The sequence below is a fragment of the Kaistella pullorum genome, assembly GCF_014837035.1.
Taxonomy (GTDB): domain Bacteria; phylum Bacteroidota; class Bacteroidia; order Flavobacteriales; family Weeksellaceae; genus Kaistella; species Kaistella rhinocerotis.
In genome coordinates this window covers 826,397-847,043 of the sequence record NZ_JACSPS010000001.1, presented here as the reverse complement: position 1 = coordinate 847,043, position 20,647 = coordinate 826,397, and the positions used below count along the sequence as shown (strand labels likewise).

Below are 20,647 nucleotides of genomic sequence, written 5' to 3'. Positions count from 1 at the left end.
AGATCAGATCTTTGTCCGCAGGAAATAAAAAATCAGCATCGCCCATGAAATAATCATCATCAGGCCACCCAGCGGTGTGATCGGTCCAAGAAACTTGAAGTTTAAACCATTTACTCCGTTGAACGCCAAGAGATAAATGCTGAATGAAAAGATAAAGGTTCCGGCAATCATCAAAATCGAAATCCATTTTTCAGCCGGCGTCTCGAATTTCAAAATATATCCCACGATTAATAAAAACAGCGCTGAATACATTTGATAGCGCACGCCGGTCTCAAAACTGGTGAGTTTTTCCACAGACAACACTTTTTTCAAAGCATGCGCACCAAAAGCGCCTAATATTACCGAAAGCAGTCCGTAAACGGCACCTACAACCAATGTGAATGTTTTCATATTTTAAAATTCTCCTTTTTGATACATTATAAATATTCTGCCGATGAGCGTGATGATGCCGGTTGCAATCAGCAGCCACGCCATCCGTTTTGAGCGCGAAAAGCCTGGATTTTGGGTCATTCTCAGAAAAATCCCAAAAGCTAAAATCGCTACTGATAATATTAATCCGAACATATTTTTTTTGTTACTGATAAACTTGAACTTTAATTGTTCCGCAATTTATTAAACTCCGAAATCACCTCATGGTGCGTCACTGTTCTGTTTTTGAAGTAATTCACGAAATGCTCTTTTTCAGCTTCGGTCGCGCCGAGTTGATTTAAAATATTGAAAAGATGCATTTTCATGTGTCCTTTCTGGATTCCCGTCGTCACCAACGAACGCAGCGCACCAAAATTTTGCGCCAAACCGGAAACAGCCAAAATGCTCATCAGCTCCTGCGCGGAAGGTTTTCCTAAAAGTGCCAGTGAGAATTTCACAAGCGGGTGAAGATTTGTCAGACCACCAACAACGCCAACCGAAATCGGCAGGTCAATCCAGAACCTAAAAATCCCGTTATCAATTGTACAGTGCGTCAAACTCGAATATTTTCCGTCTTTCGCGGCGTAGGCATGCGCACAGGCTTCTGTCGCACGGAAATCGTTTCCGGTTGCGATCACCACCGCATCCACGCCGTTCATGATTCCTTTGTTATGCGTTGTCGCGCGGAAAGGTTCAATTTCTGCGATTGTAACCGCACGTTTGAACTTCGTGGCAAATTCTTCATTAGAAATTCCGCTGTCGTCTTTCAGGTCTTCAATTCTGCACGAAACCTCAGCACGAACGATGCAGTCGGGCGTGAAATTGGACAGGATGTTCATCACAATTTGCAGCGAATCTTTCTCTTCTTGCGTGAAACTTTCTTCCTTCGCTACTTCTTCTTTCAAAGTTTTTCCGAATTGCTCCAGACATGAATTGATGAAATTCGCGCCCATTGAATCCACCGTCTCAAAACTCGCTTTTAACTGAAAATAATTTTCAAGGTCTGCGGTTTTGTCGATTAGCCGGATGTTAAGGATTCCACCGCCGCGGTTGCGCATGTTTTTGGTGATATCCTCAGTCGCTTCAAAAAGCTTTTTCTTCAGTTTGAAATTAAAGAAATGCTGAAGCTTATGTGGTTCCACATTTAGGATAAAATGCGTGTGACCCAATTTTTTAGTATTGATGATGGTCGTTTTGAAACCACCTTTATCAAGCCAGAATTTTGCAGCTTTTGAAGCCGCAGCCACCACCGAACTTTCTTCCACGGCCATCGGCAGCGCCAGTAGTTTTCCGTCAATCAGAAAATTAGGAGCAATGCCATAAGGCATATAAAAATTGGAAATGGTGTTCTCGGAAAATTCTTCGTGAAGCTTCTGAAGATCAGGATTATCGTTCCAGTATTGCTTCAGGACGGTTTCATATTCGCGGTTTCCTTCCAGATATTCGTTGACTATCCAGTCAATTTTTCCCTGCTTCGAAAGTTTGGAGAAACCTTCTACCGGCTGATGATTCATAGCGTTTGATTAAGTTTCAAATATAGGGAAAATCGCGCAAGCTAAGGGCTTGGTACGGCATTATTTAAGTTTGTAAAACTGCACAATAATGAAACATCGTGACTAATAAAATATAAGCGCCGCCAGTTTGCCGATCAATTTATAATGATATTTACTGCCGAATCGTAATTAAATTCCCACTCTTGCACAGACGCTGTAGAAGTGCCGTTTTGTGTAAGAATTTCACGGTAAGTCCTGAAATTATTTTTAGAAATAGAGCGGTAGAAGTACTCATCCAACAATGTAAAACGCTTAAATGGATTATAAGAATTATCAAAGTTTTCAAACAGTCTTACACGCTTATAATGCGGTGAAGGTACGCCATCTTGCAATTCCACATACTCTGTTCTTATTAAGTTGCCCGCGGAATTAAAAAAAAATTTTTCCGAGAATGAGTATATGTAATCATTTGGATCTGTAGGATCGTAGGGCATATTTGGAAATGTAGTCTTTATCTCGTCTAGCTTGCCACCTTTGTAAATGTAAGTCTCCCGTTTGAATAAATAAACATTTACATTTGAAATTTCGCGGGTTTCTATTTGCTGATGAGGGTTAAGGGTAAGGTTGCGGGTATTTTTCGGTACTGTAAACTCAGTGGAAGTTGAAAAATTCTCGACCACCACTTTATTTCCGGTGTACGCAAGGGAAGTGCCAAGCAACTTTGTAAAAGGGCCATAATTGTAACCCGTAGAACCAGAAATCGGTAGAAATCCGCCAGTCCGTCTGATTAATTTATTTTGGTGGTCATAAGAGAAATCTATAGTCAGTTCTTCATTGTTGTAAGGCATCGCACCCGGTGACAAAACACGGACGGCTATTTTTGCCACTAATGGATCCTCCGGAGGAGTCTGAACAGCTTGCTCGCGCTCGCAAGACAGTACCACAAAAAGTAACAGCAGCAGTAAACGACTTATTTTCATTATTCTTTAAAAGATTAAATATACGCCATTTTACCCTTGCAACTGCGTTCCCAGAAATTCCCATTCCTGCAACGCCAAGTCAAGCTCTTCTTTCTTCGCAGTATATTGCTGCATTAATTCTTCGCTTGGATTTTCTTTTGCAAATCCGGCTTCCATCTCTTCGATTTTCAGTTCGAGTTCCGATATTTTTTCCTCGACTTTCTTTATTTTATTCTGAATGTTTTTCTGGTCTTTGCTTACGAAAACCTCTTTTTTCTCCGGCGCTTTTTCCGCCGGTTTTTCAACCACAGGTTCGTTTCGCATTTCCTGAAGTTTTGATTTTTCTGCGGAAATCTCCCGGATGCTTTCTTTCTGGCGGAACTCCAGGTATTCATCCACATTGCCGAGAAATTCTTTCATCCTGCCATCGCGGAATTCAAAAATCTTGTCGCTCAAACCTTGCAGGAATTCCCTGTCGTGGGAAATGACGATTAAAGTTCCTTCAAATTTCTGAAGCGCCAGTTTGATAATTTCTTTCGACTGGATATCAAGGTGGTTCGTCGGCTCATCCATGATCAGCGTGTTGAACGGACGAAGCAAAAGCTTACACAAAGCCAAGCGGTTACGCTCACCCCCGGAAAGCACTTTTGTCTTCTTCTGAACATCTTCACCCTGGAAAAGGAAGCTTCCCAACAAGTCGCGCACGCGCGGGCGAGTTTCTTCGGTAGCCGCATCTTCAGCTTCTTCCAGAACGGTTTTATTTGGCGTAAGCACTTCTTCCTGATTCTGCGCAAAATAGCCGATGTTCACATTATGACCCAAGTTCCATTCACCTGAATAATCTTTGATTTCACCGGAAAGGATTTTGGCTAAAGTTGTCTTCCCCTGACCATTTTGGCCAAGTAAAGCGATACGGTCGCCGCGCTCCACAAAGAAATCCACTTTATCGAAAACCTGCTTATTGCCGTAGCTTTTACCTAAATTTTTAGCCTCAAAAATAACTTTACCCGGAATTACTGACTGAACGAATCGGATATTGAACTTCGAAACGTCTTCATTGTCGATTTCAATACGGTCAATTTTCTCCAGTTTTTTGATCAAAGACTGAGCGAACGAGGCTTTCGTTGCACTTGCGCGGAAGCGGTTGATGTTATCTTCCATCTGCTTGATTTCAGCATCCTGGTTTTTCTTCGCCTGCGTCAGTTTTTCTTTTCGCTCTTTACTTAGCTCCAGATATTTTGTATAATTCGCTTTGTAATCGTCAACTTTTCGGTTGTTGATGTCGAAAGTTCGGTTGCAGACCGATGTCATGAACTGTTTATCGTGACTCACAAGTACGATCGCACCGGGATAATCTTTCAGAAATTCTTCAAGCCAAATAATCGACTCCATATCGAGGTGGTTCGTCGGCTCATCCAGTAGCATTAAATCATTCTTTTGAAGAAGCAACTTTGCCAATTCAATTCGCATTCGCCATCCACCTGAAAATTCATCGGTGATTTTGTGGAAATCATCCGCTTTAAAACCCAGACCCAACAATACTTTTTCTACGTCACCTTCCAGATTATACGCATCATGATGCATCAAAAGATCGTTGAGTTCTGTCATTTTGTGAATCAGATTCTCATACGCGTCACTTTCATAATCAGTGCGTGTTGCCAACTGATGATTCACCTCATCCAGCTCGTTTTTCATCGCATTGATCTGTTCAAAAGCCTGCAAAGTTTCGTTCCAAACCGTGCGGCCTTTTACAAAATCAAGGTCCTGCTTCAGGAATCCGATAGTGATATTTCCTTCGGGAACGATGTTGCCTTCGTAAAAATTGATTTCGCCCGTAAGCATTTTGAGCAAGGTCGATTTACCGGCACCATTTTTACCGACGAGGCCTATTTTATCATCTTTCTTGATGGTAAAATTTACATTTTGGAAAAGATAATTTCCGGAGTGATGAAGGCCTAAACCCTGTACTGAAAGCATATTTTATAATCTATTAGGAACGAGTGAATTTCGAGGTGCAAAAGTAAGGAAACAAATCGGAAATCTGTTAGCACCAATTTAGCAAGCTAAAAACGGGAAAACGTTTAAAATCATAACTTTGAAAAGTAAAAATTCAACCTTATGAAGAAGCTGACCCGCATATTTGTATTTATTTTCTGTTTAAATATGAGCGCTCAGGATCTGAAAGTGATGACTTTCAATATCCGCCTGGCGCTCGATTCGGATAAAGAAAACGCGTGGCAGTACCGCAAAGATGACGTGCTTAAACTTCTCAACTATTACGAAACAGATGTGTTGGGCGTTCAGGAAGCCGTACCGCAGCAGATGAAAGACATTAAATCTGGTTTAGAAAACTATGATTATGTCGGCGTAGGGCGCGATGACGGAAAGAATAAAGGCGAATATTCAGCAATATTTTACAATAACGAAAAACTTAAAGTGCTTCAGAGCGGTACTTTCTGGCTCAGCGAAACACCGGACAGACCATCGAAAGGTTGGGATGCAGCCTACAACCGTGTCTGCACCTATGCTTTATTTAAAACTAAAAAAGGCGGTAAGAAATTTTGGGCGTTTAATGTTCATTTTGATCATGTGGGAAATACAGCGCGCGCCAATTCTGCCAAAATTATTTTAGACAAAATTAAAATATTGAATTCCAAACAATTACCAGTGGTACTGACAGGTGATTTTAATTTAACCGATGACACCTCACCTATTAAACTATTAGCGAAAAATCTGCAGGACACTTATAAAAATTGCGAAAAACCATCCTACGGACCGCGGGGAACTTTTACGGCATTCGATATCAGAAAGGTTTCCACAGAACGGATAGATTATATTTTCACGCAAAAATTGCGCTGCATAGATCACCGAACGATAAATGACCGTCGCGAAAACCTTCTTTATCCTTCCGATCATTTCCCTGTGATGGCGACGCTGAGTTTCCGCTAAAAACAAAAAACCCACCGGTGATGAAGCCGGTGGATAAACACAAATGATGAAAAAAAATTTATTCTTCAGCTGATGAAAGCATTAGAACAGCGCAAAGGAATGTATTAATCCTGACATCTGCAAATAAAAAATTATTTATTTTCTCACTTTGATGGAATAGGATTGACAATCAGCACGATATATTATGCCTGCAATAGCATTTTTATTCAGTTGGCCGGAAAACCAGTCCGCTTTCGTCGAAATAATCAAGCGTGATCCGATCACCATCTTTCACGTTTCCGGCAAGGATTTCTTTAGACAGCCTGTTCAGCACTTCCTGCTGCAAAACTCTCTTCAGCGGGCGCGCACCAAAACTCGGATCGTAACCTTTATTCATGATATAATTTATGGCGTCTTCGGTGGCTGTCATGTAAATACCTTTTTTCTCCAGCATTTTATTGAAGCCACGAAGCTGATACTGCACAATCTTGCCGATTTCTTTTCGGTTCAAAGGCTGGAAGAGCACCGTTTCATCAATTCTGTTCAAAAATTCAGGTCTCAGCGTCTGTCTCAGCAGCGCGAAAACTTCATCTTTGGTCTTTGAAACAATTTCGGTTACATTCTCATCGGTGATATTCTCAAAATTTTCCTGAATCAAATGCGAACCGAGATTCGATGTCATTATAATGATGGAATTTTTAAAATTCACCACGCGGCCTTTATTGTCCGTCAGTCTACCATCGTCTAAAACCTGAAGCAGCGTATTGAATACGTCCGGATGCGCTTTTTCTATTTCGTCTAAAAGCACCACCGAATAAGGTCTGCGGCGCACAGCCTCAGTCAGCTGGCCACCCTCGTCATAGCCTACGTACCCCGGAGGCGCACCTACCAGACGCGACACCGAATGCCGTTCCTGATACTCACTCATATCAATCCGCGTCATGTTATTCTCGTCATTGAAAAGATACTCTGCGAGTGCTTTCGCCAGTTCTGTCTTACCAACACCGGTAGTTCCGAGGAAAAGGAAAGAGCCGATTGGTTTTCTTTCATCGTTCAGACCCGCGCGGTTTCTTCGGATAGCATCAGCGATTGATTCAATAGCTTCATTTTGCCCGACTACTCTTTTGTGCAGTTCGTCTTCAAGGTGCAGAAGTTTCTCGCGCTCGCTCTGCAGCAGTTTCGTCACGGGGATACCAGTCCATTTTGAGATCACTTCAGAGATGTTTTCAGCTGTGACTTCTTCTTTGATCAGTTCATTCTGATGGTTCTGCATCTCCAGTTCAAGTTGCTGGAGTTCAGATTCTTTTTCTTTAATCTTTCCGTACTGTATTTCGGCAACTTTCGCATAGTCGCCGACGCGTGATGCACGTTCAGCTTCAAGTTTCAGGGCCTCGATGTCTTTTTTGATCGCGGTAAGATCCTCAGATTTCTGTTTTTCTTTAAGCCACTTTGCGTTTATTTCGTTTCGTTGCTCAGAAACCTTCGCAATATCTTCCTTTAAATGATTGATTTTAATTTCATTGCCTTCACGTGAAATCGCGGCAAGTTCTATTTCCAGCTGCATCAGTCTGCGATCGAGTACATCCAGTTCTTCAGGTTTGGAATTGATTTCCATCCGCAATTTCGCAGAAGCTTCATCAATCAGGTCAATTGCTTTATCCGGCAAAAAACGGTCGCTGATATATCGCTGAGACTGTTCCACCGCCGCGATGATGGCTTCATCTTTAATACGGACTTTATGGTGCGCCTCATATTTGTCTTTGATTCCGCGCAGAATGGAGATCGCCGACTCCGTATCCGGCTCTTCCACCATCACTTTCTGGAAGCGTCTCTCAAGCGCCTTATCTTTCTCGAAATATTTTTGATATTCATTTAATGTAGTGGCGCCCACTGCACGAAGTTCGCCGCGCGCCAAAGCAGGTTTCAGGATATTCGCTGCATCCATCGCACCTTCGCCACCGCCAGCTCCCACCAATGTGTGGATCTCGTCAATGAAAAGGATGATTTGGCCTTCAGATTTAATAACTTCATTCACTACTGATTTCAGGCGCTCTTCGAATTCACCTTTGTATTTCGCACCGGCGATCAGCGCGCCCATATCGAGAGAATAAAGCGTTTTATCCATCAGGTTTTCCGGAATATCGCCGGAGATGATGCGGTGCGCGATTCCTTCCGCGATCGCCGTCTTTCCTACACCCGGTTCTCCGATAAGAATCGGGTTATTTTTGGTTCGGCGGGAAAGGATCTGAAGCACACGGCGGATTTCCTCATCACGTCCGATTACGGGATCAAGTTTACCTTCTGCGGCTAAAACATTAAAATTCTTCGCATATTTATTTAAACTCTGATAAGTTTCTTCCGAACTCGCCGAAGTTGCTTTGGATCCTTTACGCAGCTCGCCAATCGCAGTTTCGAGCCCTTTTTTGGTTACGCCCATGTCTTTGAGCATTTTTGAAACCTCCGAATTCACATCGAGCAGCGAAAGCCAGAGGTGCTCTATCGTCACATATTCGTCACCCATTTTCTTCGCTACATTGGGCGCATCAAGCAGGATTCTGTTTGATGTTTGGGAAAGATAAATGTTTCCACCTTCTACTTTAGGCAGTTTTTCGAGGTTTTCACGGTTGCGTTCGCGAACAAGACCCACTTCTGCTTCAGACTTTTTCATCAGAAATTCAGAAATATTTTCATCAACCTGCAGAATTCCTTCGAGCAGGTGCTGTGGCTCAATGATTTGGTGGCCAAACTCCATCGCGATCTGCTGCGCTTTCTGGATAGCCTCCTGAGATTTTACGGTATATTGGTTTAGGTTCATATTAATAGTTTTGTATCTGAATTGATATTGGAATATTTTGAATTCGTGGCAGCAAAAACCATACTTTGAGCCCAAAACATAACGATTTACAGACATAATTTCCGTTTCAATCAACTGAGCACGAATGTTTTAAGACAATTTTTCCGAATAAATTATCATTGAATGTCAAATTATTAAACAGCATGGATTCCATTTAAAAACTCGAATTACAAAAAACATTATATTTGTTTCCCATCACACTATAATGTAGTCAGATCAATTTATGCACCATTTTCATCTTTTAAAAACAACGAAAGTAGCGAAGGAAACCAACGATTCGGTAAATATCGCATTTGAGATACCGCCCGCACTGAAGCAGGAATTTTCATTCAAACAGGGCCAATATCTCAATGTACGTTTCCTGGCAGGCGACGAAGATTTGCGCAGGTCATATTCTATCGTCAATGCGCCTTCAGAAGAAAATGGCGAGCTTGAAATCCTGGTAAAACACTTGGAAGACGGGCGGGTTTCAACAATCTTAAACCAACAGCTTGCGGCCGGTGAAAAGATTGAAGTTTCTGCGCCCGCAGGACATTTCTATACGAACCATCATGTTTCCAACGAGAAAACATACGTTGGTTTGGCGGCCGGAAGCGGTATTTCGCCGGTGCTTTCCAATTTAAAAGAAGCCCTATATCAGGAGCCTAAAAGTGAGGCTTATTTGTTCTACAGTAACAAAAGCTTGCACGATATCATTTTTAAGGACGAAATAGACGCGCTTCTAGAAAGATTCGACGGCAGACTGAAGGTAGTTTATTTGCTTTCGCGCGAAAAACATTTTGAGGATGAACTTTTTGAAGGAAGAATCTGTGCACCCAAACTGGATGAACTACTCGACAGATTTACAGATATTCCGGTGCGTGAAGCCACTTACTTTATTTGCGGACCGTCTGAAATGATTAAAAGCGTGTCGGGTTATCTTAAAAATGAGAAGAAAGTCCCGTCTTTACAGATTTTGTACGAATATTATGCGGCACCGGATGACGAAGAGAATGCCGAGATGAGCGATGAATTCAAAGCAATTCCAAACCTTGAAAGTATGGTGACCCTGATCATTGACGATGATGAATACTCATTCCATCTCAATTCAAAGAAAAACAGCATTTTGGATCAGGCACTTAACGAAAAATTACCGGTACCTTTTGCCTGCAAAGGCGGCGTGTGCTGTACCTGCAAAGCACAGGTGATGGAAGGGGAGGTTTTTATGGAGAAAAACTTTGCACTTACCGAGGATGAAGTGGAACGCGGCTTCGTGCTTACCTGCCAATGCCACCCGACAACGAATGTGGTGATGCTGAACTATGATGTCTAATTAAACTAATAACTGTAAGATGAGCCACTGGAAATTTGCAAAAGCTATTCGTGAAAATGAGGAATTCCGAATCGAAGGACTCAACATTTGGAACCACTACTGGCATTGTGTAGATAAAAAAGTAGAAGTCGCAGGTCCTGATGGTGGCAATATTTATTATTTTAAAGAGTATCAAATCGCTAACAGCGACAAAACGGTGAATTTCGTCGCCGGCGAATTCAGTGATGCAAAAGTTGGCGTATATATAAAGGACGAACTTCGCGAAGGGAAATTATGAGCGGTTTACACTCGGAAACAACCAAGCCGAGAGATGAGTGGCATTTTGTTACAACTTTATGTGACGGAGAAGCGTTTACTGTAAGGGATCTAAATCTTTGGGATTACGAATGGAATTTGGTGACTCCGCGAATTGAAGTTACTGATCCTCACTATAAACAAATATTGTATTTTAATGAATTCCAGATTACAGATGGAAATACAACAGTAAACTTTGTGGCCGGTGAATTTTCTAATACAATTTTTGGAATATATTTAAAGGAAAGTAATAATTAAACAAGTTTGAAAAAATGCGGCAATTGGCAAATCCACTGATATTGTGTAATTCTCAAATTAGTCCATTCTCAAATTTTCAAATCAAAAAAACATGAATAAGGATAAATTTTTAGCCTATGTTCAAGCCGAACAGAAGGTAGAACCAAAAGATGTGATGCCCGATGATTACCGAAAATTATTGGTAAGACAGATCTCACAGCACGCACATTCCGAAGTAGTAGGCATGCTTCCCGAAGCAAACTGGATTACGCGCGCACCGTCATTACGCCGTAAAATGGCTTTAATGGCAAAAATACAGGATGAAGCCGGACACGGACTCTACCTGTACGCAGCTGCAGAGACGCTTAACAACGGAGAAGTTCCCGCCGACAGGGATACTACCTACCACGACATGCTTTCCGGAAAAGCAAAATATTCGAGTATTTTTAATTATCCTGCACTTTCGTGGGCAGATATCGGTGCAATCGGCTGGCTGGTAGACGGCGCAGCAATCATGAACCAGGTGATGCTGATGGGTAATTCTTACGGACCTTATTCGCGGGCAATGGTGAGAATCTGCAAAGAAGAATCCTTTCACCAGCGTCAGGGTTATGAAATCCTGATGACGCTTTGCAGAGGAACTAAAGAGCAGAAAGAAATGGCACAGGATGCGCTGAACCGCTTCTGGTGGCCAGCTTTAATGATGTTTGGCCCGAACGACGATGCGTCACCAAATTCCCAAAAATCTATGGCTTACAGGGTGAAACGTGAAAGCAATGATGCCCTTCGGCAAAGATTTGTAGACGTAACTGTGGAGCAGGCAGAATTTTTAGGTTTGAAAATTCCGGATGATAAGCTTAGATGGAACGAGGAAACCAAACATTATGAATTTGGTGAGCTTCCGTGGGATGAATTCATGGAAGTACTGCAAGGAAACGGGCCGTGCAACAAAAAACGGCTTGAAACCAAACGCAAAGCACAGCGCGAACATGCCTGGGTGAAGGAAGCTGCGATGGCTTACGCAGCGAAACAGCGCTTAGCGGTGTAGATATCTTAACCTTCAAAACAGAATTCCCAGATGATTTGGCAAGGTAGGTTTGATGGAGAAGATCCGCTTCATCACAGGATTTTTCAGCGTGTACAGCTGGACACGGATTACGCTTCAATCAAACCTAAAGATTTCGTTTTGCACGGATTCGCGGTTGATGAAGGCGTTCGCCGGAATAAAGGCCGCGTGGGCGCCAAAGACGCGCCGGACATCATCCGTCAAAACATGACCAACTTCCCGGTTATCCAGCCTGAATTTGTATTGCGCGATTTCGGGAATGTATACTGTGAAGACCAAAACCTTGAGAAAGCGCAAGCAGAACTCGCGCAGAAAGTGGGCCAAGCATTGATGTCAGGAGGAAAATCGGTGGTTTTGGGAGGCGGTCACGAGGTGATGTATGCACATTATCAAGGACTGAAAAACGCGTTTCCCGATCGAAGAATAGGCATCATCAACATTGATGCGCACTTTGACAACCGCGAACCTGATCCCGCGGTTGGGCCTAGTTCGGGGACAGGTTTTTGCCAGATCGCGCAGGAGGGTGAACTTAATTCGCTTCACATGGGCATTCAAAAAAATTCGAACACGCTTAAACTGTTCGATACCGCACACCAGTTTGGGATGCAATATATCCTCGCTGACGAACTGTATTTTGAAAATTTACCGAAACTTTATGAACAGCTTGACGCATTCATGTCCGCCGTTGATATTCTGTATCTGACGGTCTGTATGGATACCTTCAACGCCGCTATTGCACCCGGCGTTTCAGCAGCATCTTATAACGGTATTTTTGCTGACGCAGCCTTCATGCACCTTTATCGACGAATTCTAGACAGTGTCAAACTCCGTGCATTGGACGTAGCGGAAGTAAATCCGGGTTATGACCAGGACAATCGAACAGCGCGGCTGGCAGCAAGTCTCTTCAACGAATGGTTTCAGGTATCATAAGCGATTTGAGACATTTATTAACACTGCATTAATATTAGCAAGTTCATATTAAATTCTTGTATTTTTTCATTTAAAATACCGATTCTGCAACAAAAGTCTTTTTTATTTAAATTTTTTTTCTAACTTAGGGGAGTCCAAAATCATTCATTAATTAATTTAAATTTTTAAAAATGAGAAAAAAACTACCTGTGTTGGCAGTCCTGATGCTGCCATTTCTGTGTTTTTCGCAAAACGCGCGGAATACCCAAAATGCAAAAGAATCAGTACACCCAAAAAATCCTCAACTGATTACCAGTGCATCTTTGAGCACTGCTACAGCGAAGATGCCGTCTGCGTACTGTCTCCCTTCTTCAGACTGCGCCGATGGAGACTTAATTACAAACGTTACTGTAGCCGGAATTAATAATACCACTACCTGCAGTACTAACGGTTATGGTGATTATACAGCAATGGTCGGAACTATAGTTGCGGGACAGTCGTACCCAATCTCGGTTACCGTAGGAGACGGCTGGTTCGAGCGCGTTTCTGTGTGGGTTGATTTTAACAACAATGAAACATTTGAGAGTTCCGAATTTTTGGGAGAGATAGGTGCGGGTTCTAATAATACTGTATCTACGCTTACCGGAAACATCGCAATTCCATCTACACTTGCTCCCGGTTCTTACAGAATGAGAGTAATGGTAGCTGCAACAGGCTCCTCGAACCCGGCTGTAACTGACCCGTGCGCACCTGGTGTATATGGTGAAACCGAGGATTACACGTTGAAAATTGCTCCTGTAGGATGTACAACTGCACCAAACGGCCAGTATCCAACAACAACCGTTACCCCGAACTGTAATGGTAGCATGTATACGATAACTGCAGAGGGCTGGACAGGAGAATATTCATCACTCAACGTTACAAGTGGCGTAAACTATACATTTAAAGTTTCAAATGCTGCTTATTATATCACCATTACTGACAACGCCGCTACACCCACGATCTTAGCAGGCGGCACCGGCCAGATTTCCTGGACTTCTAATATTACAGGTGTTATAAGATTCTACTCTCACACCAGCGTGGCATGTGGCAGCGGTACATCTGCTACTGCGCATACAAGATCTGTACAGTGCGGCACTCCGCCAGTGGAGCCGGATTACGGTTGCGACCAAACGTATAGCGGCACACCAGACCTTGCCAGCAACATCATTAAAAATACTACTCTGAACTATGCGGTTGCTAACGATTTCTTTGTACCAATGGAAAGCGCTGCCTATAAACTCGAAAGCGTTACCGCTGATATTGTACCATTATCAGCAGCGGGTGGAGCAGATATCTCAGGATTCAACATCCAGATTATGAGCAACTCCGCGACTGACACACCTGGAACAGTGATTCATACCATCACGAATGCGGCTCCGGCAAGTGTTACAGCGCTACCTAATACATTCGCAGGTTATCCAACATTCGCGGTTAAGGTGAACCTTGGTGGCTACACGCTACCTGTGAATGCAGCCGCAGACACAAGATACTGGATCTCACTTCAGGCAATATCTGCAAGCAATACTAGCATGTACTGGATCGGTCAACAGTATACTGAAGGCTGGAATACCAAGTCTAACTACATTTCTACAGACGGTGGCGCAACATGGGCACAGGTTACAAGTGACACCGCGCCGGGTCAGCATTATGACAGCAATATGATGATTGATGCAGACTGTACCGTAGCAGCAGTAAGCGAATCTGGGGCAAGAAACGTATCTTTCTATCCAAACCCGGTAAAAGACTACCTGAACATCGATTCTAAGATCAAAGTGGAGACTGTTCACATCTATAATGCCAACGGCCAGAAAATGCCGGTTTCCGCTAAACTTGTTAATGGCAGAGTTGACATGAGCAGACTGGCGCCAGGCATGTACATCGTAAGTACTATTCTAGAGAACGGTAAAAACGAATCATTCAAGGTTGTAAAAAAATAACTCATATCAAACCTTCAGAGCCCGATGAAAATCGGGCTTTTTTTGGTCAAAAAACAAGCGGTTAAAGGCTAAAATGGCCCGGCTATTGCGGCTATATTTTCGTAAAATAATTCCGATTGCCAAAGAATTTTATATATTTGCAGCTATTAACAACTAATAAAAATAAATTACTATGTCAGACATTGCATCAAGAGTAAAAGCTATTATTGCTGATAAACTCGACGTTGAGGAAACAGAAGTAACACCAGAGGCTAGCTTTACCAATGACCTAGGCGCAGACTCCCTGGATACTGTAGAACTTATCATGGAATTTGAAAAAGAATTCAACATTCAGATCCCAGATGATCAAGCAGAAAAAATTACAACTGTTGGTCACGCTATTACCTATATCGAAGAGGTAGTAAACAAATAATAGCATTTTTTAGAAATTAAAATTTATGGAATTAAAAAGAGTAGTTGTTACCGGTTTTGGCGCTATTACGCCTATTGGAAATAATGCCAAAGATTACTGGGAAAACCTTGTAAAAGGTGTGAGCGGTGCCGCTCCAATTACTCTTTTTGATGCCACTCAGTTTAAAACCAAGTTTGCCTGCGAGGTAAAGGACTTTAATCCATTGGATCATTTCGAAAAGAAAGAATCCAAAAAAATGGACCGAAACACGCAGCTTGGCATTGTAGCAGCCCGGGAAGCTATTGAACATTCCGGCATTATGGGTTCTGATATCGACAAAAACCGTGTCGGTGTAATCTGGGGTTCCGGTATCGGAGGTTTAGAAACCTTTGAAAACGAAGTTTTAGGCTGGGCCAACACTGATATTCCAAGATTCAACCCGTTTTTTATACCTAAAATGATTGCCGACATCACAGGCGGTCAGATTTCCATTGAGTACGGCTTCCATGGCCCAAACTACACAACAGTTTCCGCATGCGCATCATCTGCAAACGCACTCATAGACGCTAAGATGCTTATCCAGCTTGGCAAAGCGGACGTCATTGTTTGCGGAGGCTCCGAAGCGGCTGTTACTGCGAGCGGTGTAGGAGGTTTCAATGCGATGATGGCCCTGTCAACGCGCAACGATGATCCTACAACAGCTTCCAGGCCTTTCGACAAAGACCGTGACGGTTTTGTGTTGGGCGAAGGCGCAGGAACTATTATCCTTGAAGAATACGAGCACGCAAAACAACGCGGTGCCACAATCTATGCCGAGCTGAAAGGCGGCGGTATGAGTGCAGACGCACACCACATGACGGCTCCTCACCCAGATGGCCTCGGCGCTTATCTGGTTATGAAAAACTGTCTGGATGATGCAGGTCTCTCCACAGATGATGTAGACCACATCAATATGCACGGCACTTCTACTCCACTTGGTGATATAGCAGAATCAAATGCGATCTCAAGACTGCTCGGAGACCATGCTTTTGATATTCAGATCAATTCCACTAAGTCAATGACCGGTCACCTTTTGGGTGCAGCAGGGGTTATTGAAGCTATTGCAGCGGTTCATACCATCATTCACAATGTGGTCCCACCTACCATCAACCATTTTACTGACGACGAGAATATCGACAGCCGTTTGAATTTTACATTCCACAACGCTGTTGAAAAACAGGTAAATGTCGCCATGAGTAACACTTTTGGATTCGGTGGACACAACGCATGCGTACTTTTCGCAAAAATCTAAGAAATCCCTGATGGAGTTAAAGAAATATTTTCCTAAATTCCTTAGTGCGAAAAAAAATAATCTCTCAGAGAAAGATTACCTGCTAAGTCTGGAAATCAGCAAGATAACCGGTTGCAGTGTTTACAATATCAATCTCTATCGCGAAGCATTTTCTTTAAAAACCGGTAGTTCAAAAGAACTTAAAAATTACGAACGTCTCGAATTTCTGGGCGATTCCGTATTAGGTGCGATAATCTCGTGTCACCTTTTTTCTACTTATCCGCAGGCAAACGAAGGATATCTTACTCAAATGAAATCCAAAATTGTCAACAGGAAAAATCTCAACAAACTGGGTGAAGAATTAGGTCTGATCGATATCCTGCAAACCGAAACTCCGTCTACACTTAGCGAAAACATCGCGGGAAACCTTTTTGAAGCACTTATCGGTGCGCTCTACCTGGATGTAGATTACGAGACATGCAAGAAAGTGGTACTCGAAAGGCTTTTGACCCCTTCCTCGATCAACAAGCTCGAAAATAAGATCGTCAGTTATAAAAGTCTTCTGCTAGAGTGGTCTCAAAAGAAAAAGGAACAGATCAGGTACGATACGTTTCAGGAAACCCAGCCCGGACGGCAGGTTGTTTTCCGCAGCATCATCTGGATCAATGACCGAAAGGTGGCCAACGCCACCGAAACTTCCAAGAAGAAAGCAGAAGAAAAAGCCGCACAGCGTGCCTTCTACATTTTAAATAAAAAACAAAGTATCCTTGAAAACTCAAAAGATCCGGCTTAATTTCGATTCTGAACCCGATCCTATACAGATTGGCCTAGTAAGACTCGCGAAAGAGATTCCGGATTTTGAACTTTTCTACCAAATCAATGCGCTCAATACATTCCAGTTTACCCGGATAAAAGATTTTGTCTTAAGAGGAACGTACTTTGACCACAGCTTCGCACGTTTCGAAGGTTATCACACAGACTCGAAGATCTGTATTCATTTCATTTCGAACAAATCTATCCGAAGTGTACAGAAAAAGCTGGCTAATGAGCTCTTTTCCGGCGAAGAAGAATGCCGTTTCCTCCTTCCCAATTCACCGGAGGTGGATTATGTAATCAAAACATCCGAGCCGTTTGATGATTTTTCCTTAATTTTGCATCCTGAAAATCTGATGTTTAAAATTCAGTCTTTCATGCTAAATCCTTCCGAGGAGCTTTATCTAAGCTTTCAATATTATGAATAAATATCTAAAAAAAACCAAAATCATCGCGACCTTGGGTCCAGCATCATCTGACAAAGAAACGATGCTGCAGCTTGTTCAGGCCGGTACCGATGTTTTCAGAATAAATTTTTCGCACGCTGATTACGATTTAGTTAGAAAAAATGTAGAGACAATCCGTCAACTAAACCAGGAGTACGGATTTTCCGTAGGGATTCTCGGTGACCTCCAGGGTCCTAAACTGCGCGTTGGCGTCGTAAAAGAAGGCTCTTACCTGAACCCGGGAGATATTCTCACCTTTACTAATGAAAAGATTGAAGGCGATTCTGAGCGGGTTTATATGACCTATCAGCAATTTCCACAAGATGTGAAAGTGGGCGAAAGAATCCTCATCGATGACGGAAAACTCGTACTTGAAGTTGTAGAGACTAACAATATCGATACGGTGCGCGCCCGAACGATTCAGGGTGGACCACTAAGTTCTAAAAAAGGGGTAAACCTGCCGAACACCAATGTTTCACTGCCGGCGCTTACCGAAAAAGACATCGAAGACGCCAATTTCATGCTTGATCTTGAGCTTGATTGGATCGCACTTTCATTTGTTCGCCATGCACAGGACATCATTGACTTGAAGGAACTCATTAAAAATCATCCATCAAATAAAGTTAAGACACCGATTATCGCAAAAATCGAGAAACCTGAGGGCGTTCGCAACATCGAGCAGATCCTTATGGAATGTGACGGTTTGATGGTAGCACGTGGAGACCTTGGCGTGGAAGTTCCGATGGAAGAAGTTCCGGCGATCCAAAAAAACCTTGTAGAAATTGCAAGGAAGCACTCCAAACCTGTGATCATTGCGACACAGATGATGGAAACGATGATCAACAGCCTTACGCCGACACGCGCGGAGGTGAATGACGTAGCCAACTCGGTTCTTGATGGTGCTGATGCCGTGATGCTTTCGGGTGAAACGTCCGTTGGCCGCTACCCTGTGGATGTGGTACGGAATATGGCTAAGATTGTGAAAAACATCGAGCAGACGCACTTCTATCAGAACAAAAACTCACCGATCGAGCGCGAATTTAATTGTGTTGACGAACGTTTCATCACAAACCGCGTTTGTCTTGCGGCCGTGAGAATTGCGAAATCTGCCAATGTTGAAGCAATCGTAACCCTTACGAATTCAGGTTACACAGCTTTCCAGATCTCAGCACACCGCCCGAATTCGAATATTATCGTTTTCAGCTCCAATAAACGCGTTCTTACGATGCTGAATCTGTTGTGGGGCGTTCGCGCATTCTATTATGACATGCAGAAATCTACCGATGAAACCATCATCCAGGTTAATATGCTTGCACACACACACGGCTTCGTTGAACAGGGTGATTTTGTAATCAACCTGAATGCTACGCCGGCTTATGATGGCGGTAAGACCAATACATTAAGGCTTACAACGATTTAAGAAGTACTTAAACAAGATAAATATCCGCGGTTTCAGTTGAAGCCGCGGATTTATTTTGACTAAAATTAGAACTTCTATTTTTAATAATTTATTTCGCAACGCGGGTCGTGCGTTTAGTAATATTTAAGTGATTAAAGTAAATGTAAACGCAGGAAGGACATTTAGTTACTGCTTTCAAGAAGCTACTCCATTAAAGCGCTCACTATTGTTTTCCTTTAAAATTTTCTATATTTATCTGATATTAAATCACCAAAATCACTATGGATAAAAGGAAACTCAGAAGCACAATCTTTCAGCATCTCGATGGTATTGTCACAGCGCCTGTTGCTGCGGCACTTCTAGAAAGGGGCGTTTTAGCTAAAATTGCCGAAAGCCGAAACACTACACTCACAGAACTTTCCGCACTGTTTACGGTAAATGAAGGTTACCTGAATGTGGCAATCCGGGTTCTGGCTTCACAAGGTTTCTTAAATTATTCCGTGGATAATGCAACAGATACAATATACATTTCAGCCAACGAAAATACACAACACTTACTTAGTTTTGGGCATTTGTACCAAAGGGTTCTAACGGTTTTAGCACAGGCTTCAGATTTTGACTTCCAGAATATGAAACCGGAAGCGTTCTCAAAACTTGTGGCTGTATTCGAAGAATTTAAAAATAATTTCGACCTTCAAATATCATCAGATCAAACTGAAGTAAAGATTGCCGAGCAAATCCTGAAACATATCGAAGGTTGCCTGGCAGGGCCCATCATTGTGCAACTCGGTATGAGCGGCATGTTCCACAAATATTTCATGGAAACATCTTTTCAGGCTGCAGAATTCCACAAAGAACCAGAGAATTTTGAAAAAATCCTCGATTTTCTCAAAGATTTAGGTTGGTTTACGAAAACGAATTCAAATTTTAAATTCACTGAGACCGGACTGTATTTCGCGCGCAGAGCTGCATCGTATGGAGTTACCGTCTCCTATCTGCCCATGCTGAGCGGTGTAGAGGAATTGGTTTTTGGAAAAGCTGACGGGTTGCGGCCTGAATCTGAAAATGAAGATGAAATCCACGTAAACCGGAAGATGAACGTTTGGGGAAGTGGTGGCGCGCACTCCACCTATTTCAAAGTAGTGACAGACTTCATTATTTCGATTTTCAACCAACCAATTCACCTGCAGCCAAAAGGCATTTTGGATATGGGCTGTGGTAATGGAGCTTTCATACAGCACATCTTTGAAACCATCGAGCGGCATACGCTGCGCGGAAAAATGCTCGAAGACCATCCTCTTTTCCTTGTAGGCGCAGATTATAACCAGGCCGCACTGAATGTAACGCGCGCAAACCTCATCAATAATGACATTTGGGCGAAAGTAATCTGGGGCGATATCGGAAATCCGGATCTGCTCGCAAAAGATCTCCGCGAGAACTACGAAATAGACCTTGGAGACCTGCTGAATATCCGAACATTCCTGGATCACAACAGAATCTGGAACGAGCCGAAAGATCCTGTTCCAGACCGTGTTTCCACTTCCACTGGCGCATTTGCGTTTCGTGGCAAACGAATTGCGAACAGACTTGTGGAAGAAAACCTGAAAGAACATCTTAGTCTTTGGTTGCCGTATATCCGCAAAAACGGATTGTTGGTAATCGAACTTCATACTTTAGCCCCGGAACTTACAAGCCATCATCTGGGCGAAACTGCCGCGACCGCATATGATGCAACGCATGGATTTTCTGACCAGTACATCCTGGAAGTAGATGTTTTTCATAAAATTTGTGATGAAGTTGGCTTGCAGGTAAACCAGGAACTGTTTAAGAAATATCCGGATTCGGAGCTTGCGACGGTTTCAATCAATTTCCTGCAGGCAAAAAATTAA

19 protein-coding genes are annotated in these 20,647 nt (G+C 42.8%); 13 read left to right on the top strand and 6 right to left on the bottom strand.

The genetic code is table 11. The annotated features are described in order from the left end of the window. Positions 1-3 precede the first annotated feature (3 nt). From H9628_RS03990 to abc-f, 5 genes are all read right to left on the bottom strand, one after another. The gene (locus H9628_RS03990; protein ID WP_251832823.1) at positions 4-390 is read right to left on the bottom strand and encodes a DUF423 domain-containing protein; all 387 of its coding nucleotides are present in this window, start codon (positions 388-390) and stop codon (positions 4-6) included. A gap of 3 nt (positions 391-393) precedes the next feature. Next, a complete protein-coding gene (locus tag H9628_RS03985) occupies positions 394-564 on the bottom strand; it encodes a hypothetical protein (RefSeq protein ID WP_251832822.1) in 171 nt (56 codons plus the stop codon). Between the two features lie 29 nt (positions 565-593). Next, positions 594-1,922 (bottom strand): hydroxymethylglutaryl-CoA reductase, degradative, encoded by a 1,329-nt coding sequence (locus tag H9628_RS03980; protein WP_251832821.1) that lies wholly within the window; start codon positions 1,920-1,922, stop codon positions 594-596. A 134-nt stretch (positions 1,923-2,056) separates the two neighbouring features. After that, positions 2,057-2,881 (bottom strand): hypothetical protein, encoded by an 825-nt coding sequence (locus H9628_RS03975; RefSeq protein WP_251832820.1) that lies wholly within the window; start codon positions 2,879-2,881, stop codon positions 2,057-2,059. 30 nt (positions 2,882-2,911) lie between these two features. Beyond that, positions 2,912-4,837, bottom strand: a complete 1,926-nt coding sequence (gene abc-f / locus H9628_RS03970; protein WP_251832819.1) for a ribosomal protection-like ABC-F family protein — start codon at positions 4,835-4,837, stop codon at positions 2,912-2,914. Positions 4,838-5,023: 186 nt separating this feature from the next. Here abc-f and H9628_RS03965 point away from each other — a divergent pair, with 186 nt between their 5' ends. After that, positions 5,024-5,809 carry an endonuclease/exonuclease/phosphatase family protein gene (locus H9628_RS03965; protein ID WP_317172605.1) on the top strand — a complete coding sequence of 262 codons (786 nt, stop codon included), beginning with the start codon at positions 5,024-5,026 and terminating at the stop codon, positions 5,807-5,809. 202 nt (positions 5,810-6,011) lie between these two features. Here the strand turns inward: H9628_RS03965 and clpB are convergent, their stop codons facing one another. Next, complete coding sequence (gene clpB / locus H9628_RS03960; protein ID WP_251832817.1) at positions 6,012-8,603, bottom strand: ATP-dependent chaperone ClpB; 2,592 nt, start codon at positions 8,601-8,603, stop codon at positions 6,012-6,014. A gap of 262 nt (positions 8,604-8,865) precedes the next feature. Here clpB and H9628_RS03955 point away from each other — a divergent pair, with 262 nt between their 5' ends. The 12 genes from H9628_RS03955 (at position 8,866) to H9628_RS03900 (ending at position 20,647) form a co-directional block, all read left to right on the top strand. Next, a complete protein-coding gene (locus tag H9628_RS03955) occupies positions 8,866-9,954 on the top strand; it encodes an FAD-binding oxidoreductase (RefSeq protein ID WP_251832816.1) in 1,089 nt (362 codons plus the stop codon). Positions 9,955-9,973: 19 nt separating this feature from the next. Beyond that, entirely contained in the window at positions 9,974-10,231 is a 258-nt protein-coding gene (locus H9628_RS03950) for a hypothetical protein (protein WP_251832815.1), read from the top strand. Beyond that, positions 10,228-10,506, top strand: coding sequence for a hypothetical protein (locus tag H9628_RS03945; RefSeq protein WP_251832814.1), 279 nt, complete (start codon positions 10,228-10,230; stop codon positions 10,504-10,506). The genes H9628_RS03950 and H9628_RS03945 overlap by 4 nt, the downstream gene beginning before the upstream one ends. A gap of 91 nt (positions 10,507-10,597) precedes the next feature. Further along, positions 10,598-11,533: a 1,2-phenylacetyl-CoA epoxidase subunit PaaA gene (paaA, locus tag H9628_RS03940; protein WP_251832813.1), complete on the top strand. Its 936-nt coding sequence runs from the start codon at positions 10,598-10,600 to the stop codon at positions 11,531-11,533. Positions 11,534-11,563: 30 nt separating this feature from the next. Beyond that, positions 11,564-12,481: a formimidoylglutamase gene (hutG, locus tag H9628_RS03935; RefSeq protein WP_251832812.1), complete on the top strand. Its 918-nt coding sequence runs from the start codon at positions 11,564-11,566 to the stop codon at positions 12,479-12,481. A 170-nt stretch (positions 12,482-12,651) separates the two neighbouring features. Continuing rightward, positions 12,652-14,439: a GEVED domain-containing protein gene (locus H9628_RS03930; RefSeq protein WP_251832811.1), complete on the top strand. Its 1,788-nt coding sequence runs from the start codon at positions 12,652-12,654 to the stop codon at positions 14,437-14,439. A gap of 172 nt (positions 14,440-14,611) precedes the next feature. Continuing rightward, entirely contained in the window at positions 14,612-14,851 is a 240-nt protein-coding gene (locus H9628_RS03925) for an acyl carrier protein (protein ID WP_015807007.1), read from the top strand. Between the two features lie 25 nt (positions 14,852-14,876). Continuing rightward, a complete protein-coding gene (gene fabF / locus H9628_RS03920; RefSeq protein WP_251832810.1) occupies positions 14,877-16,121 on the top strand; it encodes a beta-ketoacyl-ACP synthase II in 1,245 nt (414 codons plus the stop codon). 10 nt (positions 16,122-16,131) lie between these two features. Then, entirely contained in the window at positions 16,132-16,893 is a 762-nt protein-coding gene (gene rnc, locus H9628_RS03915; protein WP_251832809.1) for a ribonuclease III, read from the top strand. Continuing rightward, positions 16,868-17,341, top strand: coding sequence for an IPExxxVDY family protein (locus H9628_RS03910; protein ID WP_251832808.1), 474 nt, complete (start codon positions 16,868-16,870; stop codon positions 17,339-17,341). The genes rnc and H9628_RS03910 overlap by 26 nt, the downstream gene beginning before the upstream one ends. Next, a complete protein-coding gene (gene pyk, locus H9628_RS03905; protein WP_251832807.1) occupies positions 17,334-18,779 on the top strand; it encodes a pyruvate kinase in 1,446 nt (481 codons plus the stop codon). The genes H9628_RS03910 and pyk overlap by 8 nt, the downstream gene beginning before the upstream one ends. Before the next feature lie 260 nt (positions 18,780-19,039). Next, positions 19,040-20,647, top strand: coding sequence for a class I SAM-dependent methyltransferase (locus tag H9628_RS03900; RefSeq protein WP_251832806.1), 1,608 nt, complete (start codon positions 19,040-19,042; stop codon positions 20,645-20,647).

What these genes read in the sequence shown, in the direction of transcription:
- rnc (WP_251832809.1), top strand. Translation starts at nt 16,132, where the DNA reads ATGGAGTTAAAGAAATATTTTCCTAAATTCCTTAGTGCGAAAAAAAAT.
- H9628_RS03950 (WP_251832815.1), top strand. Translation starts at nt 9,974, where the DNA reads ATGAGCCACTGGAAATTTGCAAAAGCTATTCGTGAAAATGAGGAATTC.
- H9628_RS03930 (WP_251832811.1), top strand. Translation starts at nt 12,652, where the DNA reads ATGAGAAAAAAACTACCTGTGTTGGCAGTCCTGATGCTGCCATTTCTG.
- H9628_RS03945 (WP_251832814.1), top strand. Translation starts at nt 10,228, where the DNA reads ATGAGCGGTTTACACTCGGAAACAACCAAGCCGAGAGATGAGTGGCAT.
- hutG (WP_251832812.1), top strand. Translation starts at nt 11,564, where the DNA reads ATGATTTGGCAAGGTAGGTTTGATGGAGAAGATCCGCTTCATCACAGG.
- H9628_RS03925 (WP_015807007.1), top strand. Translation starts at nt 14,612, where the DNA reads ATGTCAGACATTGCATCAAGAGTAAAAGCTATTATTGCTGATAAACTC.
- H9628_RS03900 (WP_251832806.1), top strand. Translation starts at nt 19,040, where the DNA reads ATGGATAAAAGGAAACTCAGAAGCACAATCTTTCAGCATCTCGATGGT.
- H9628_RS03965 (WP_317172605.1), top strand. Translation starts at nt 5,024, where the DNA reads ATGAGCGCTCAGGATCTGAAAGTGATGACTTTCAATATCCGCCTGGCG.
- H9628_RS03980 (WP_251832821.1), bottom strand. Translation starts at nt 1,922, where the DNA reads ATGAATCATCAGCCGGTAGAAGGTTTCTCCAAACTTTCGAAGCAGGGA.
- clpB (WP_251832817.1), bottom strand. Translation starts at nt 8,603, where the DNA reads ATGAACCTAAACCAATATACCGTAAAATCTCAGGAGGCTATCCAGAAA.
- H9628_RS03990 (WP_251832823.1), bottom strand. Translation starts at nt 390, where the DNA reads ATGAAAACATTCACATTGGTTGTAGGTGCCGTTTACGGACTGCTTTCG.
- H9628_RS03955 (WP_251832816.1), top strand. Translation starts at nt 8,866, where the DNA reads ATGCACCATTTTCATCTTTTAAAAACAACGAAAGTAGCGAAGGAAACC.
- H9628_RS03975 (WP_251832820.1), bottom strand. Translation starts at nt 2,881, where the DNA reads ATGAAAATAAGTCGTTTACTGCTGCTGTTACTTTTTGTGGTACTGTCT.
- pyk (WP_251832807.1), top strand. Translation starts at nt 17,334, where the DNA reads ATGAATAAATATCTAAAAAAAACCAAAATCATCGCGACCTTGGGTCCA.
- H9628_RS03985 (WP_251832822.1), bottom strand. Translation starts at nt 564, where the DNA reads ATGTTCGGATTAATATTATCAGTAGCGATTTTAGCTTTTGGGATTTTT.
- abc-f (WP_251832819.1), bottom strand. Translation starts at nt 4,837, where the DNA reads ATGCTTTCAGTACAGGGTTTAGGCCTTCATCACTCCGGAAATTATCTT.
- paaA (WP_251832813.1), top strand. Translation starts at nt 10,598, where the DNA reads ATGAATAAGGATAAATTTTTAGCCTATGTTCAAGCCGAACAGAAGGTA.
- fabF (WP_251832810.1), top strand. Translation starts at nt 14,877, where the DNA reads ATGGAATTAAAAAGAGTAGTTGTTACCGGTTTTGGCGCTATTACGCCT.